The sequence below is a fragment of the Candidatus Pelagibacter sp. genome (assembly GCF_052049815.1).
Taxonomy (GTDB): domain Bacteria; phylum Pseudomonadota; class Alphaproteobacteria; order Pelagibacterales; family Pelagibacteraceae; genus Pelagibacter.
Genome location: NZ_JBNGZG010000024.1, coordinates 1 through 15,164, shown reverse-complemented (window position 1 = coordinate 15,164; position 15,164 = coordinate 1). Strand labels below are relative to the sequence as shown.

Here is a 15,164-nt window from a genome sequence, read left to right as displayed (position 1 = left end):
AAAAAGCTAAAAATTTTTTGGATAATAAAGAATTCGATAAAGCAGAAGATCTTCTTAAAGAAAACTTAAAAATAAGAAATAATAACTTTGAAACTCTTTTTTTACTTGGTTCAATCAGTGGTATTAAAAAAAACTTCTCATCTTCTGAAAATTATTTTAAGCAAGCTATAGTTATTAACCCAATGAATTCTAACGCTCATATGAATTTAGCAATTATTTCTCAAAAATTAAATAAATTAGAAGATGCGATAGATTATTTCAAAAAAAGTTTAAAATTGAATAGTAAAAATGTAAATTCTCTTTGTGGAATTGCGCATATTTTTGAAAAAAAAAATAATTTAAAATCTGCAAAAGAGTATTATCAGAGAGTATTAGACATTGATTCAAATCATCATGTTGCAAATCATTCTTTAGGAAAACTATTACTTAAATTAAATAAACATAATGAAGGACTGAAATTAATTCAAAAAGTTTCTGGAATGATAAGATTTCAACAAAATGAAATTAAGATAATATAATTATGAAACGATTGAAGCTAGAAAATAATCAAACTAATTTTATAGGAATTTGGAATATTCAAAATGATGAATTATGTAACAAAATAATCAATTTTTTTGAAAAGAATATTGATCTACAAAAAGATGGGGCAACAGGTGATGGAAAGAATAAAAATTTAAAACAAACTACAGATATAAATATACATCCAAAAAATTTAGTTAATAAAAATTATAAAGATTTAAAAGATTATGTTGATTATTTACACAAATGTTATCAAGACTATTTAAAACAATGGCCATTTCTTAATGATAAAATCAACACGGTTGATATTCCAACTTTTAATATCCAAAAATATAATCCAGGTGATCATTTTTCTCATATTCATACAGAAAGATCTTCTTTAAATTCATTACATAGAGTTTTTGCTTGGATGACATACCTTAATGATGTTGAAGATGGAGGACATACAAACTTTACCCATTATAAATTAAAGATAAAACCAGAAACAGGTAAAACTTTAATTTGGCCAGCAGAGTGGACTCATGCACATTGTGGTGAAATTTTAAGAAGTGGTTTAAAATATATTGTTACTGGATGGATGCATTTTCCTACAAATGAATAAACAAAATGCAAGCGCTCTCTGGAAAATTATCCAGGAAGCTGGCGATTATTTGGTGGGACAATTACCAGATCATCCAAATCATCCAAAGGGCAGAAACCCTTACGCGCATGTAGCTATTTGTGTAAAAAGTAAGTTTAATGCTAGCTATAAAGATATTCCTGATGAACGATACGATGAAGTAATAACATATATTGAATTTTTAAAAGAAAATCCTAGTTAGTTTTTATTATATTTAGTAATTCATCAACATCACTATCTTTTGTATTCCAAGCAGCAACTAATCTTACTGATTTTCCATCTAGCTCTTCCTCATTCATTTTATAGCCCTCTGAATTTAAATGTTCTATTTTTTCTCTTGGAAATTTAGCAAAAACTTCATTTGCTTCAGTTGGATAAGATATTTCAATATCGTTATGTTTACTTAATCCATCACTTAGTTTTTTTCCCATTTTATTAGCATGTTTTGCATTTCTCAGCCAAACATCGTTAGTTACATAAGCATCAAGTTGCGCAGAAACAAATCGCATTTTTGACAATAAGTGACCTGCTCTTTTCATCAAAAAAGCAATATCACCTACTAATTCTTTTTTAAAAAAAATGATAGCCTCAGCAGCTAAACAACCATTTTTAGTTGCACCAAAAGATAATACATCAATCCCTGATTTCCACGTCATTTCGGCTGGCGAAACATCTAACGAAACAAGTGCATTAGCAAATCTTGCACCATCCATATGCATATTCAAATTATGTTTATGTGCAATTTCTGATATTTTTCTGATTTCATCTAATTGATAAACTTCACCTGTTTCACACACTTGTGTAATACTTACAGAAGAGGGTTGAGTATGATGAACTATACCCTTTCCACCTATGGATTGATCTAATTCTTCAGCTGTTATTTTTCCCATTACTCCATTCAATGGAATTAATTTTCCTCCTCCAGTATAAAACTCAGGAGCTCCACATTCATCAGTGTTGATATGCGCCATTCTATGACAATATATATTTCCATAAGATGGGGTCATTGTTGATAATGCTAAAGCATTTGCTGCTGTTCCAGAAGCAGTTGGGAAAACAATTACTTCCTTTTCAAAAATTTCTGAAAATTTATCTTGTAATTTGATTGATAAAGGATCGTTACCATATGGAGTGCTATCACCATCATTTGCTTTTAAGATAGCATCTAAAACTTCTGGACACGCACCAGCAACATTATCAGAGGCAAATTTTACTCTTTCCCTCTTTGTTTTAATTTTTGCCATCTTATTGTTTTGGAAAATAGTCTTTTAGTTTACCTTCTCTATAAACATCTGCTGTACAACAATGTAGTCCTCCACCAAAAGCATAGGCATCTCTTAGATCAACTGGAACAACTTCCATACCCAATTTATCAAGTTGTTCTGCTTGATATACTTCACTTTTTTCTACACATACAGTCTTAGGATCTAAAACAAGTACATTCATAGATAGCCAAACTGAAGAATAACATAATGGTGGTGGCTCATTGTGAGCAGGTTGTGCAGCATCAATAATTTCCCAACCATTATCTTCAAATAATTTTCTTTGTTCTTTTGGAAGCCTTCTTTGAGGGTTGTTGATTATTAATCCTTCTTTAATTGGAGTGAATGTTGCATCAATGTGAATTGGATAAGGATCTCCAGGAAAATTTACTGCATGGATTCTGTGATCTTTGAAATGTCTTTTAATCCAATCAATACCTTTCAAATTTGTTGTAAAACCGTGTTGAACAACTAAATCTTTTCCAAATCTAAGTATATCTGCAGCATCAAAGAGCGGCTCTTCTTCTGTGGTTACAAAAAATTTTTTTTCAGTCCATTCTAATCTTTTTTGAACACCAATTTTATCAGATAAATAGTCTTTATGATAATCTGCATCAGTCAATCTTGGTTTTGGTGCAGATTCATGTCTCATATTAGGATCAGCATCATAAAATTCTTTCAACAATGGTCTGTAACATAAATACTCAAACCATCTACATCTGTAACTCATAGTTGCTTCTAGTATTTCATTCCCAACGGTTAAAAGCACGTCTCTTGGGGGCATACAACCAAACATAGTTTCTGTTTCCCAATCAGGTGTAGAAGTTTTTTGATTAAAATCTATTGGTGTTGGTCTATCAACTTTTATTCCTCTTTTTTTAAGCATATTAGAAAAATCATCTAAAAGTTGATTGGCTTTATCTACAGTATCTTTTGTTCTTGGACCAAATTGTCCTCTCATATCAGAGTCTTCTGGTACTTTTGCATCTAATGCTGGTTCAGGAGCTGGTATACATGTGCCATCCGCTCTTCCAACAATAACATGTTTTAATGGATCCCATTCATTCCAACTATTTACTATTTTTTTTGTCATTAGTTTTTAATTACATTATGTTCTGGTCCAAAAGGAAACTTTGTTATGTTTTCTGCCCCATCTTCTTTTATAACCAAAATATCATGTTCTCTGTATCCTCCTGCTCCAGGTTTTCCTTCAGGAATCATAATCATTGGCTCCATAGAGATAACCATATTTTTTTCTAATACAGTGTCAATATCCTCTCTTAATTCTAGTCCTGCTTCTCTTCCATAAAAATGAGATAACATTCCAAATGAATGTCCATATCCAAATGTTCTATATTGAAGATAGCCAAGCTCAGCAAATAACTCATTCAACTCAGCACAAATTTCTGAACACTTTACGCCTGGTTTAATTAATTCTAACCCACGCTTATGTACTTTAACATTTGCCTCCCAAGCTTTTAAGGACTCATCATCAACATTATCTACAAATAAAGTTCTTTCAAGAGCAGTATAATATCCCGAAATCATTGGGAATGTATTAAGTGATAAAATGTCTCCTGATTGTAATTTTCTATTTGTTTTTGGATTATGAGCTCCATCTGTATTAATTCCAGATTGAAACCAAACCCAAGTGTCCATGTATTCTGCTTCAGGATAGGTTTTGACAATCTCTCTTTCCATTCTATCTCTACCTTGAATAGCAATTTCAATCTCTGATTGGCCTGGTTTAATATGTTTAGCTATCTCTTCTGCACCAAGATCTGCTATTCCTGCTCCATTTTTTATAATTTCAATTTCTTCATCTGATTTAATCATTCTTAATTTCATTAAGCTATTTGATATATCTTTGAAATTTGAAAAAGTAAAAATTGAATTTAGTTTGTCTTTCAAATCTAAAGTTACGTGATCATTTTCTATTCCTATAGTTTTTGGTGGGTCATCTCTTCCGATAATAGATACTATTGCTCTTAAAAAATTATCTCTTTTCCAATCTGTATAAATTACATTATCGCAATGAGATCTTCTCCATGGCTGACTTGCATCAATATTTGCAGATATAGTTACAATTTTATTCTGTGTCACAACACATCCATATGGTCTTCCGAAAGAACAATAGATAAAACCTGTATAATATGCCACGTTATGCATTGATGTTAAGATTGCCATATCCATCTTATTTTCATCCATTGCTTTTCTTAAACTAGTTACTCTATTTTGATATTCTTTATCAGAGAAAGGTAATTTAACTTTATCTCCATTCTTCAATTCAAAAAAATCTGGTCTTTCCATAAATATATATTTTTGATTAATTAAGTCCTATGAAACGTCTATTTGTTCTCATTATTAAACTATAATAAGTGATAGAAATAAATAAGAAAAAACCACCAATAACTGTGTTTGTAGATGGTATTTCATTTATTCCAAACCATGGTAGCCATACCCAAAAAATTCCACCAATTACTTCTGTCAAAGATAAAAGGGTAAGTTCAGCGGCAGGAATAGCTTTAGAACCTATCGAATATAATATTAAACCCATACAAACAAGTACACCATGAAGAGAAAACAAAGTGCCGTTATAACTAGTTGAAAAAAATGATTGGTTGTCACCACTCAGGATAAATATAGTTGCTGTTACAAAACAGAAAAAACCAGCAAAAGCTACTGTTGTAAATTTAGGAGTTTCTTTTCGCCATCTTAATGATACTGAAAACACTGAAAAACCTATCGATGAAGTTATTCCAAATACTAACCCAATTAATGAGGCTTTAGCCGTATTTCCAAGAGCAATTATTACTATACCAACTGTTGCTATAATTATTGCTATCCAAACATTAAGAGAAATTCTCTCTCTTAAAAATAAAAAACCTAATAGAGCAGTAAAAAAAGGCATTGCTGCTAAACACAATAAGGTTACAGCAGCACTCGTATTGGTAATCGAATATATAAAAGAGATCATTGCGATTCCTAAACCTGTACCGCCAACTACACCGGAATAACCTATTCTATAATAATTTTTATAAAAATTTTTTCCCTCTTCAAAAAATAAATATAAATTTAAGACGATAAATATAGTGAGGCCTCTTCCGAAAATATATTGCCAAGGCACTAAATGCGGGTCATTCATGTATCTAACAACTAACGGACCAAACGACCAAATTAATCCTGCGAATAGAACTACTGGAACAGCTACTTTTTCATTTTTTAGTTCTATCATGACTAAATTTTTAATTGGAAAAGAATTGAACTACAACAAAAATCTATCTTGTTAATAAAAATTTTTATTCGAAAAATTTGCTGGAAAGCAATCTATAATCTCCCCTTTTTTAAATTTAGATTTACCTGAAGGGAAACTTCCCCACGCATTTGCATTTATAAAAGATTTAATTCTAAATGATTCTTGACCTTTAAGAACTTCAACTTCTTGTACACCTTTTTGATTTGTGCTTAATTTACATTTAATAAATCTTGTAAAATCTTTCTTTTTGGAAAAGCTATTTTTTAAAACAGCCTTCAATGGCTTTTCTTCATTTGTTTGTAAAGAATGACATAAATAAGGATAGACAAAAAATCTAAAACAAGCTGCAGATGACATGGGATTTCCAGGTAAACCAAATATAGCTTTTGGTTTATTTTTAATTTTAGCAAACATAAAAGGTTTGCCAGGTCTAATAGCTACACTTTTGAGATAAGTTTGTAATGGCAAAGATTTTACAACATTTGGAATAAAATCATATTTTCCTGCTGATACTGCTCCAGAAGTAATTATCAAATCTATATCAGATTTGATCAATTTATTTAGTTTGTTTTTAAATAATTTCTCTTCTTCGTCTCTTAAAATACCCCCGTCAATAAAATTAAATGAAAATTTTTTAGCTAATGATTTAACGTAATAACTATTTGAATTTCTAACTTTCCAATTTGGTATATCTGTTTTTTCGGATATTTCATTTCCTGTAGAAAAAAAAAGAATACTGGGAATTTTTTTAACTTTTAATTTTTGTATGCCAAGAGTTTTTAATGCTAAAATATGGTTTGAATTTATTTGAGTACCTTTTTTAAGAATTATATCTTTTATTCTAAAATCTGATCCTACAAATCTAATATGTGAATATTTATTTAATTTTTCATTTAAAAGAATATTCTTTTTATTTTTATCGAATCTAATTTTTTCAATTGGAATGATAGTATCAAAACCTTTTGGTATTAATGCTCCTGTCATCACTTCAACAGCACTCAATTTTTTATATCTAAATTTAGGTCTGTCGCCAGCAGCTAATGAGCCTAATATTTTGAAGTATTTAGGATTTTTTTTACTTAGTTTTTTTGTATCTTGAGCTCTTACCGTAAATCCATCGAAGGCTGCATTATCTCCAGCTGGATAATTAACTTTGGACAAAACATTTTCTGAAACAATTCTATTTAATGAAGAATTAATATTAATTATTTCATCTTTAATTGTTAATTTTGCATTAGTTAGTATTTTTTTTGCTTGATTATAGCTTTTCATATTCAAATATATTTCTTAGCTTTTTCTAAATCTTCTGCAGTATTAATATTAAAAAAAGGATCTCGACCTTCAAAATTTATATTTATTGTTTCAACACCTGTTTTATTTGCCCAAGTTTCAACTTTTCTCTCATTATTTTCAAGTAAATCTTTTTCTAAATCTTTATATAAATCTAAAGACCATAAGCCAAAAATATTATGTCTTTTATTGTTTGATTTCATAAAAAAAAGTTTTTTTTCTTTCTCCTTAGTTTTTTTAAAAAATTCATCTAATATTTCTGTCTCAAAAAAAGGTGTATCTGTTGGTAAGCTTATTATCCAATCGTAAGGTTTATTATTATCTTTGATCCATTTCATAGCAGAATAAATTCCACCTAAAGGACCTAAATCTTTATGATAATCAGATATTAAATTAATTTTGTCATTTTCATTAAAATTAATCTTATGATTTGCAACAACCAAAATTTTATCAAATTTGAATATTATTTTATCTAATATATGACTAATCAAATTTTTATTACCTAAAATTGCTTCTGATTTATCAGCTCCAAATCTTGAAGACTTTCCGCCAGCTAGCACAACACCTAAAATCTTGTTATGTTCCATAATTAAAATATAAAATATTTAAAAATTTATACAAAAATTTAATGGACTTAAGAATATTAGAAATTGCAGCTAACACTGAAAATAATAAAATTATAGATGGATTTACACATAAATCTAAAAATAAAAATCCATTATGTGGTGATGAAATGGAAATTAGCCTTGTTGTTAAAAATGATAAAATTAAAGATATCGGATATCAATGTAAATCGTGTGTGTACTGTCAGGCTTCGGTAAGTCTTTTATCCAGAAAAATTAAAGATAAAGAGATAGATGAAATAAAAGATTTTTTAATAGATTGTGAAAAATTATTTGAAAACACTTCTTTAGAAATTCAAAAAAAATGGAAAGATTTTTTAGAAATTTTAAACAAGAAAAATATTGCAAGAAAAGAATGTTTGCTTCTTCCTATAAGAACTGTTTTAAAAGCTTTAGATATTAGATGATTGATATTAAAAGAGATAAATTTATCAAAGCAAGTTTAGCTGGAATTTTTTCGGCTTTTACAATTGGTGTTTTGACTTTGATAACTTATAAAACCGAATTAGGTCTATTTCTTGCTGCTTCTTTTGGGTCTTCAATGGTATTACTTTATGGTTTCCCTGAAAGTCCATTTGCACAACCTAAAAACATTTTTTTTGGCCATCTACTTACTGCACTTGTTGGAGTAATTTTTGTTAACTTTATTCAACTACCAATATTCATAATAATTCCTGTTGCTGTAGGTTTTGGGATTTTTTTAATGGTTATTTTAGATGTTGTTCACCCTCCTGCTGGGGGTAATCCAATAATGGTAATAATTGGAAGCGCATCTTTTGATTATTTAATCAGTCCAATAATTACTGGAACAATTATCATTCTTTTATTTGGAGTAATTCTTAACAAGTATATTTTAAAGAAAAATTACCCTCTACAAAAATGAATTCTAAATACAAAATTTCAAAATATAAAAATGATAAACTTGATAATGTTGAAGATTATATATCAATTGAAGAACCTCTTGAAATAAATCTAAAATATAAAGAAGGAAAAGATTGGAAAAAAGAAAATCTGTCTATCACAATGAGAACTCCAGGAGATGATGAAAATTTATCTGTTGGATTTATATATAATGAGCAAATTATAACAGACATAAATTGGATAGAAAAAATTGAGAGCTATGGAGAAAACAACGGTCAATATGATTTTAAGAATAAAATTTTAATAACATTAAATAATTCAGATAATGTTAATATTGCACAAGTTAAAAGAAACTTTCTGATGAACTCATCTTGTGGCGTGTGTGGAAAGACTTCGCTTGATGCTCTTGAAACTTTAAAAAAAGATAAACCCAAATACCCAAACAAAAAAATAAACAAAAATATTATTATTAAATCTCCTGAAATTTTGAAAGAGAATCAAACTCAGTTCTCAATCACGGGTGGAATACATGCGAGTGGATTATTTTCTAATGATGGAAATTTAATAGCTGTTAAAGAAGATGTTGGTCGTCATAATGCTTTAGATAAATTAATTGGTGAAACTCTTCAAAAGAAGTTACTTAAAGAAAATGACCAATTTATCACATGTTCAGGTAGGCTTAATTTTGAGTTAGTCCAAAAAGCATTGATTAACAATATAGGTTTAATGATCGGTGTTGGTGCGCCAACAAGTCTTGCTATAGATTTGGCAAATAGGTTTGACATGACCTTGGTCGGTTTTGTAAAACAAGATAGTTTTAATATTTATACTAACTCACAAAGAGTAGAAATAAATTAGCGAAGATTATGTCAAAAAATATAAGTAATTTATCTGGAAGAATTGGTCTTAAGGACAATCTATTCAAAAAAATTTCAGAAAATACTTTAAATCATAACTCACAAAATAGTCAGGAAATTGCAAAACAATACAACATGGGTGTATCAACAATTCATGGTGCAGAAAGTTTTTATGAATTTTTAAGGCCTTCACATAGAGAAAAAAAAGCATTTGTTTGTAATGGAAGTGCTTGTATGTGTTCAGGTACGCAAGAACCATTAAAAAAGAAACTACAAGAAAAATTAGGCGAAGATAAAGTCGGAGAAATGTTTTGTCTTGGCCACTGTTATGAAAACAATGCGTTTCATTATGATGGTGAAAATTATGCGGGAAAAGACATAGAAAAAATTGATCAAATTTTAAAAGGCGAAAATATCAAGCAAGAAAAATTTCATTCTAAAAGCTACGCTACTACAAGTTTTTTAATGGATGATAAACTATCAACTATAGATCAAGTAAAAGAAAATTTATCAAAATTTTTAAGTTCTGATAAAAAAACAATTATTAAATCATTACTAGATTCTAATCTTACAGGTAGAGGTGGCGCTGGTTTTCCTACTGGAATGAAATGGGATTTCTGCAGCAAAGCAAATTCAGAAAAAAAATATGTAGTTTGTAATGCTGATGAGGGAGATTCTGGTGCGTTTTCAGATAGATATCTATTAGAAGATCAACCTTTAAAAGTTTTGTTCGGTATGATCATTTGTGGATATGTAATCGGCAGTGATGAGGGAGTTTTATATATTAGAGGAGAATATCCAAAATCTATTGAAGCTATAAATGGTTGTATTAATGAATTAAAGAACAACAATCTATTAGGTGAAAATATTCTTGGAACTAATTTTAACTTTGATTTAAATATTTGCATTGGTCAGGGAGCTTATATTTGTGGTGAAGAAACTGCATTGATTGCATCAATAGAAGGTAGAAGAGCTGAAGTTGATGTAAGACCGCCATTTCCAGTTACAGAGGGATTATACAAAAAACCAACTGTAGTTAACAATGTTGAAACTTTAGCTGCCGCAACTGGAATTTTATTAAATGGTTCAGAAAAATTTTCATCAATTGGAAACAAAAAATCTGCTGGAACAAAACTTGTATGTCTAGATAGTTTTTTTAATAATCCTGGGGTTTATGAAATAGATATGGGTACGCCAATGAAAAAAGTATTTGAAGAAATTGGTGGTGGTTACAAAGAAGAAATTAAAGCTTTTCAAATTGGTGGTCCTTTAGGTGGTGTGGTGCCTTTATCAAAAATTGATGAATTAAACTTAGATTTCCAAGAATTTACTTCAGCAGGTTTTATGCTTGGACATGCAAGTGTAGTAAGTATTCCTAAAGATTTTTCTATGGCAGAATATATTCACCATCTATTTGAATTTTCTGCAGAGGAGTCTTGTGGAAAATGTTTTCCGGGTAGACTTGGTTCTTATAGAGGTAAAGAAATGTTTGACCAAGCAAAGAAAAAGACTGCAAAGATACCTTTGAAATTATTGAATGAATTGTTGGTTACTATGCAGAAGGGATGTTTATGTGCTTTATGTGGAGCAATCCCCACTCCAATAATGAATATTTTAAAATATTTTGGCGATGAGCTAAAAGATGATATAGTTAAAGACAACTAATGAGTTCAGAGAAAAGAAAAATTGCATATATAGATGGGAAACCATACGAAATTGGTCCAAACCATACATCTATATTAAAGTTTGTAAAAAGTTACGTTGGAGAAAAAAAAGTTCCAACATTATGCGATGATCCTAATTTAGCTCCATACGGTGCATGTAGAGTTTGTTCAGTTGAAGTAGCATTAGAAAAAGATGGCCCAACTAGAATAGTTGCTTCATGTCATACTCCTGTAGCTGAAAATCAACATATTTTTACAAGCAATGAAGCATTAACAAGTTTAAGAAAAAACATTGTAGAATTAGTGCTTACAGATCACCCTATGGAATGTAATACCTGTGAAGTTAATAATAATTGTGAATTACAAACTGTAGCTAATGACCTTGGTATAAGTGATCATAGATACAATAATCCTAAACAACACAAAGGCACTCCTAGAGATACTTCTCATGACTATATGAGAATGAATTTAGACAACTGTATTAATTGTGGAAGATGCGTAAGAGCCTGTGATGAAATTCAAGGATCTTTTGTTTTAACAATGAGTGGCAGAGGTTTTGAGTCAAGAATTACTACTGATAATGACATGTTATTTGGTGACTCTTCTTGTGTATCATGTGGTGCTTGTGCTCACACATGCCCAACTGATGCAATTTCAGATGTCTTTCAATCAAAATCAGCCGCTGTAGACAAAAAAGTTAGAACTACTTGCTCATACTGTGGTGTTGGTTGTAACCTAGAAGCATCAATTAAAGATGATAAAGTTGTTGCAATAGATACACCTAAACAAACCGAAGTAAATGCAGGTCATACATGTATAAAAGGTAGATATGCGTTTGGATTTTATGATCACCCAGATAGGTTAAAATCTCCACTTATTAAAAGAAATGGAAAATTTGAAGAAGCTTCTTGGGATGAAGCATATGACTTTATTAAAAAAGAATTAGATAGAATAGTAAAAAAAGATGGGCCTGACGCAGTAGCTGGTATTTCGTCTGCAAGATGTACAAATGAAGAAAACTATGTTTTCCAAAAAATGATTAGAGCAGCAATTGGTACAAACAGTGTTGATTGTTGTGCAAGAATTTGTCATTCACCAACTGCTTGGGGAATGCAACAAACTTTTGGCACTGGAGCAGCAACTAATTCTACTGAAGATATCTTTCATGCTGATTTATTTTTAGTGATTGGAGCGAACCCAACTAATGCTCATCCAGTTACTGGAGCAAAAATTAAACAACAAGTAATGAAAGGTAAAAAACTTATTGTTTTAGATCCTATCACTACAGAATTAGCAAAACTAGCCGACTACCATATCAAGTTAAGACCAGGAACAAATGTTGCTGTTTTAAATATGATGTTGCATTTTATCGTTAAATCAAAACTTTATAATGAAGATTTTGTAAGAGATAGAACAGAAGGTTTTGACAACTTCTTAAAAGAAATTGAAAGACAAGATGTTGATCTGCTAGCAAAAGTAGCTGGAGTTGATAAACAATTAGTTAAGGAAGCTGCAATAGCATATGCTACTGCGAGAAACTCTATGGAGTTCCATGGCTTAGGAGTTACTGAGCACGAGCAAGGCTCTAAAACTGTAATGTTAATTGCTGACCTTGCAATGATTACTGGTAACATTGGAAGAAAAGGAGTTGGTGTAAATCCTTTAAGAGGTCAAAACAATGTTCAAGGTGCAGCAGACATGGGTTGCCAACCTCATCAAGGTGCGGGCTATTTTGAAGTTGCTGATAAAAATAATCAAAAATTTTATACAGAAAAATATGGTGCTATTCATCCAACTAAAGCTGGATTGAAAATTCCACAAATGTTTGAGGCAGCAATTAAAAAAGATTTAAAAGCAGTTTGGATTATAGGAGAAGATATAGTGCAAACAGACCCAAACAGTGCACATGTTATTGAGGCAATGAATTCTTTAGAGCTATTAGTTGTTCAAGAAATATTTATGAGTGAAACAGCAAAACTTGCAACTGTAGTTTTACCAGGCACAACTTTTTTAGAAAAAGACGGAACATTTACAAACACTGAGAGAAGAATACAAAGAGTAAATAGAGCTGTACCTCCTCTACCTGGTACAAAACCAGATGGTTTAATAGTAACTGAAATGATGCAAAAACTTGGTTATGATCAACCAACTTATGATGCTGATCAAGTTCTTTCTGAAATAGCAGATGTGGTTCCTTTCTTCAAAGGTGTAACTAGAGAAAGATTGGGTAAATTAGGCTTACAATGGCCTGTACAAGAAGATGGAACAGATACGCAAATCCTTCACCAAGAAACATTTAAATTAGGTAAAGGTAGATTGAAAAATTTTGATTGGAAAGAATCTAGTGAAATTGAAGCTAATCAAAAAGATTATCCATTAATTCTGACAACAAGTAGAGTTTTACAGCATTATAATGCTGCAACAATGACAAGAAGAACAAGTAATATTAATATCGTTGATAAAGATGTTCTTTTAATACATCCGAAAGATGCTGAAAGAAGAGATTTAAATACTGGTGATATTGGAAGATTGTATTCTGGAAGAGGAGAAGTTGCTCTAAAAGTTGAAGTTACAGATAAAGTTAAAGAAGGTATTGTTTTCACGACTTTCCATTTCCCAGAGCACATGGTTAATATGGTTACTGGTCATGGTAAGGATGAAGAAACTATGTGTGCTGAATATAAGGTTTCTTCAGTAGAAGTTCAAAAAATTTCAAACCAATTTAAAACGGAAGTAAAACCGAAAGATAACCAAGCTGAAGTTGTTTAGATTAAAATGACCATTGGATGGCATTTTGATAATTCTTACTACAAACTACCTAAATCATTTAGAGAAGAAATAGATCCTGTACCTGTAAAAAAACCAGAATTAATATTACTTAATGAAAATTTAGCTAAAAACTTAGGTTTAGATTTTTCAAATTTAAATAAAGATGAAATTTCTCATATTCTCTCAGGCAATGATTTACCCAAAGGTAGCAATTCAATAGCTCAAGCTTATGCCGGTCATCAATTTGGTCATTTTACAATGTTAGGTGACGGACGAGCTGTATTAATTGGAGAGCATATTTCTAAATCTAATGAAAGATTTGATATTCAATTTAAAGGTTCGGGCAAAACTTCTTTCTCAAGAAGCGGTGATGGAAGAGCGGCTCTAGGTCCAATGTTAAGAGAATATATCATCAGTGAAGCAATGCATGGATTAAAAATTCCAACAACCAGAAGTCTTGCAGTTGTTAAAACAGGTGAAAAAGTTATTAGAGAAGAAAAACTACCAGGTGCGATCCTAACAAGAGTTGCATCAAGTCATATCAGGGTTGGTACATTTCAATATATAGCTGCAAGAGATAATATTAATGATCTCAGAACATTAACCAATTATGTAATTAATAGACATTATTCTTATTTAGAAAACAAAAAAAATAAATATCTAGAACTTTTTAAAGAAGTTGTAAAAAAACAAATACAGCTTGTTGTCAACTGGATAAGAGTAGGTTTTGTTCATGGTGTAATGAATACTGACAATATGTTAATATCAGGAGAGAGTATTGACTATGGCCCATGCGCTTTCATCAATAGCTACAATCCACAAAAAGTATTTAGCTCAATAGATCAATTTGGGAGATATGCATTTTTAAATCAACCAAAAATAACAAAATGGAACTTAATAAGATTTGCAGAATGTCTTATTCCATTATTTGATTCAAATGAAAAAAAATCTATAGATCTTGCAAGTGAAATTATTGATGATTTTGAAAATCAATATGAAATAGAACAGTATAGAATGATGAAATGTAAATTAGGATTAATTGATGAAGATAAAGAAGATAAGGAAGTTATTTCATCATTACTTAATATTATGAAAACAAATAAATATGATTACACAAACACCTTTTGTTATTTAATGGATATTAAAAATTTTAATTTTAATAAATTTGAAAATTTAGAGTTTTTAAAGTGGAAAGAAAAATGGACAAAACGTACTATATCTCAAAAGAAGAAATCATTGGATTTGATGAGAAAAAATAACCCAATTATAATACCCAGAAACCATTTGATTGAAAAAATATTAGAGATGGCTTCAAATGATAATTTTGACCAGCTTAATAAATTTATAAAAAATATTCAAAATCCTTATAATTTAAGTGATAATAAAGAATATTACCAAGAAGGTCCTGACGATTCAGATTATAGAACTTTTTGTGGGACTTAAA

15 protein-coding genes are annotated in these 15,164 nt (G+C 30.1%); 9 read left to right on the top strand and 6 right to left on the bottom strand.

Features of this window, described 5'->3' with window-relative positions:
- The 3 genes from ACTT9D_RS05245 to ACTT9D_RS05235 form a co-directional block, all read left to right on the top strand.
- On the top strand, positions 1-518 hold a 518-nt coding region (locus tag ACTT9D_RS05245; protein ID WP_440930753.1), incomplete at its 5' end, for a tetratricopeptide repeat protein.
- A gap of 2 nt (positions 519-520) precedes the next feature.
- Positions 521-1,120 (top strand): 2OG-Fe(II) oxygenase, encoded by a 600-nt coding sequence (locus ACTT9D_RS05240; RefSeq protein ID WP_440930752.1) that lies wholly within the window; start codon positions 521-523, stop codon positions 1,118-1,120.
- A complete protein-coding gene (locus ACTT9D_RS05235; RefSeq protein WP_440930751.1) occupies positions 1,113-1,340 on the top strand; it encodes a hypothetical protein in 228 nt (75 codons plus the stop codon). The genes ACTT9D_RS05240 and ACTT9D_RS05235 overlap by 8 nt, the downstream gene beginning before the upstream one ends.
- On the opposite strand, the gene ACTT9D_RS05230 is transcribed toward ACTT9D_RS05235, so the two are convergent.
- From ACTT9D_RS05230 to ACTT9D_RS05205, 6 genes are read right to left on the bottom strand one after another with little or no spacing between them, the layout of a single operon-like run.
- Positions 1,333-2,382 (bottom strand): threonine aldolase family protein, encoded by a 1,050-nt coding sequence (locus ACTT9D_RS05230; protein ID WP_440930750.1) that lies wholly within the window; start codon positions 2,380-2,382, stop codon positions 1,333-1,335. The two genes, ACTT9D_RS05235 and ACTT9D_RS05230, sit on opposite strands and share 8 nt — an antisense overlap.
- A 1-nt stretch (position 2,383) precedes the next feature.
- Positions 2,384-3,493 carry a serine/threonine protein kinase gene (locus ACTT9D_RS05225; RefSeq protein ID WP_440930749.1) on the bottom strand — a complete coding sequence of 370 codons (1,110 nt, stop codon included), beginning with the start codon at positions 3,491-3,493 and terminating at the stop codon, positions 2,384-2,386.
- Positions 3,493-4,710, bottom strand: a complete 1,218-nt coding sequence (locus ACTT9D_RS05220; RefSeq protein ID WP_440930748.1) for an aminopeptidase P family protein — start codon at positions 4,708-4,710, stop codon at positions 3,493-3,495. The genes ACTT9D_RS05225 and ACTT9D_RS05220 overlap by 1 nt, the downstream gene beginning before the upstream one ends.
- A gap of 16 nt (positions 4,711-4,726) precedes the next feature.
- Entirely contained in the window at positions 4,727-5,635 is a 909-nt protein-coding gene (locus ACTT9D_RS05215; protein WP_440930747.1) for a DMT family transporter, read from the bottom strand.
- Positions 5,636-5,686: 51 nt separating this feature from the next.
- Positions 5,687-6,928: a molybdopterin molybdotransferase MoeA gene (locus tag ACTT9D_RS05210; protein WP_440930746.1), complete on the bottom strand. Its 1,242-nt coding sequence runs from the start codon at positions 6,926-6,928 to the stop codon at positions 5,687-5,689.
- Between the two features lie 2 nt (positions 6,929-6,930).
- Positions 6,931-7,533: a molybdenum cofactor guanylyltransferase gene (locus ACTT9D_RS05205; RefSeq protein WP_440930745.1), complete on the bottom strand. Its 603-nt coding sequence runs from the start codon at positions 7,531-7,533 to the stop codon at positions 6,931-6,933.
- 41 nt (positions 7,534-7,574) lie between these two features.
- Between ACTT9D_RS05205 and ACTT9D_RS05200 the strand changes: the two genes are divergently transcribed.
- From ACTT9D_RS05200 to ACTT9D_RS05175, 6 genes are read left to right on the top strand one after another with little or no spacing between them, the layout of a single operon-like run.
- Complete coding sequence (locus tag ACTT9D_RS05200; protein ID WP_440930744.1) at positions 7,575-7,976, top strand: iron-sulfur cluster assembly scaffold protein; 402 nt, start codon at positions 7,575-7,577, stop codon at positions 7,974-7,976.
- A complete protein-coding gene (locus tag ACTT9D_RS05195) occupies positions 7,973-8,452 on the top strand; it encodes an HPP family protein (RefSeq protein WP_440930743.1) in 480 nt (159 codons plus the stop codon). Before ACTT9D_RS05200 ends, ACTT9D_RS05195 begins: the two co-directional genes overlap by 4 nt.
- Positions 8,449-9,288 (top strand): formate dehydrogenase accessory sulfurtransferase FdhD, encoded by an 840-nt coding sequence (fdhD, locus tag ACTT9D_RS05190; protein ID WP_440930742.1) that lies wholly within the window; start codon positions 8,449-8,451, stop codon positions 9,286-9,288. Before ACTT9D_RS05195 ends, fdhD begins: the two co-directional genes overlap by 4 nt.
- A gap of 8 nt (positions 9,289-9,296) precedes the next feature.
- Positions 9,297-10,952 (top strand): NADH-ubiquinone oxidoreductase-F iron-sulfur binding region domain-containing protein, encoded by a 1,656-nt coding sequence (locus ACTT9D_RS05185; RefSeq protein ID WP_440930741.1) that lies wholly within the window; start codon positions 9,297-9,299, stop codon positions 10,950-10,952.
- Complete coding sequence (fdhF, locus tag ACTT9D_RS05180) at positions 10,952-13,720, top strand: formate dehydrogenase subunit alpha (RefSeq protein WP_440930740.1); 2,769 nt, start codon at positions 10,952-10,954, stop codon at positions 13,718-13,720. Before ACTT9D_RS05185 ends, fdhF begins: the two co-directional genes overlap by 1 nt.
- A gap of 6 nt (positions 13,721-13,726) precedes the next feature.
- On the top strand, positions 13,727-15,163 hold the full coding sequence (locus tag ACTT9D_RS05175; RefSeq protein ID WP_440930739.1) for a protein adenylyltransferase SelO: 1,437 nt from the start codon (positions 13,727-13,729) through the stop codon (positions 15,161-15,163).
- Position 15,164: the final 1 nt, after the last annotated feature.

Excerpts from the sequence above, each read along its gene's own strand:
- ACTT9D_RS05195 (WP_440930743.1), top strand. The coding sequence starts at position 7,973 with ATGATTGATATTAAAAGAGATAAATTTATCAAAGCAAGTTTAGCTGGA.
- ACTT9D_RS05225 (WP_440930749.1), bottom strand. The coding sequence starts at position 3,493 with ATGACAAAAAAAATAGTAAATAGTTGGAATGAATGGGATCCATTAAAA.
- ACTT9D_RS05210 (WP_440930746.1), bottom strand. The coding sequence starts at position 6,928 with ATGAAAAGCTATAATCAAGCAAAAAAAATACTAACTAATGCAAAATTA.
- ACTT9D_RS05220 (WP_440930748.1), bottom strand. The coding sequence starts at position 4,710 with ATGGAAAGACCAGATTTTTTTGAATTGAAGAATGGAGATAAAGTTAAA.
- fdhF (WP_440930740.1), top strand. The coding sequence starts at position 10,952 with ATGAGTTCAGAGAAAAGAAAAATTGCATATATAGATGGGAAACCATAC.
- ACTT9D_RS05240 (WP_440930752.1), top strand. The coding sequence starts at position 521 with ATGAAACGATTGAAGCTAGAAAATAATCAAACTAATTTTATAGGAATT.
- ACTT9D_RS05235 (WP_440930751.1), top strand. The coding sequence starts at position 1,113 with ATGAATAAACAAAATGCAAGCGCTCTCTGGAAAATTATCCAGGAAGCT.
- ACTT9D_RS05205 (WP_440930745.1), bottom strand. The coding sequence starts at position 7,533 with ATGGAACATAACAAGATTTTAGGTGTTGTGCTAGCTGGCGGAAAGTCT.
- ACTT9D_RS05200 (WP_440930744.1), top strand. The coding sequence starts at position 7,575 with ATGGACTTAAGAATATTAGAAATTGCAGCTAACACTGAAAATAATAAA.
- ACTT9D_RS05215 (WP_440930747.1), bottom strand. The coding sequence starts at position 5,635 with ATGATAGAACTAAAAAATGAAAAAGTAGCTGTTCCAGTAGTTCTATTC.
- ACTT9D_RS05185 (WP_440930741.1), top strand. The coding sequence starts at position 9,297 with ATGTCAAAAAATATAAGTAATTTATCTGGAAGAATTGGTCTTAAGGAC.
- fdhD (WP_440930742.1), top strand. The coding sequence starts at position 8,449 with ATGAATTCTAAATACAAAATTTCAAAATATAAAAATGATAAACTTGAT.
- ACTT9D_RS05175 (WP_440930739.1), top strand. The coding sequence starts at position 13,727 with ATGACCATTGGATGGCATTTTGATAATTCTTACTACAAACTACCTAAA.
- ACTT9D_RS05230 (WP_440930750.1), bottom strand. The coding sequence starts at position 2,382 with ATGGCAAAAATTAAAACAAAGAGGGAAAGAGTAAAATTTGCCTCTGAT.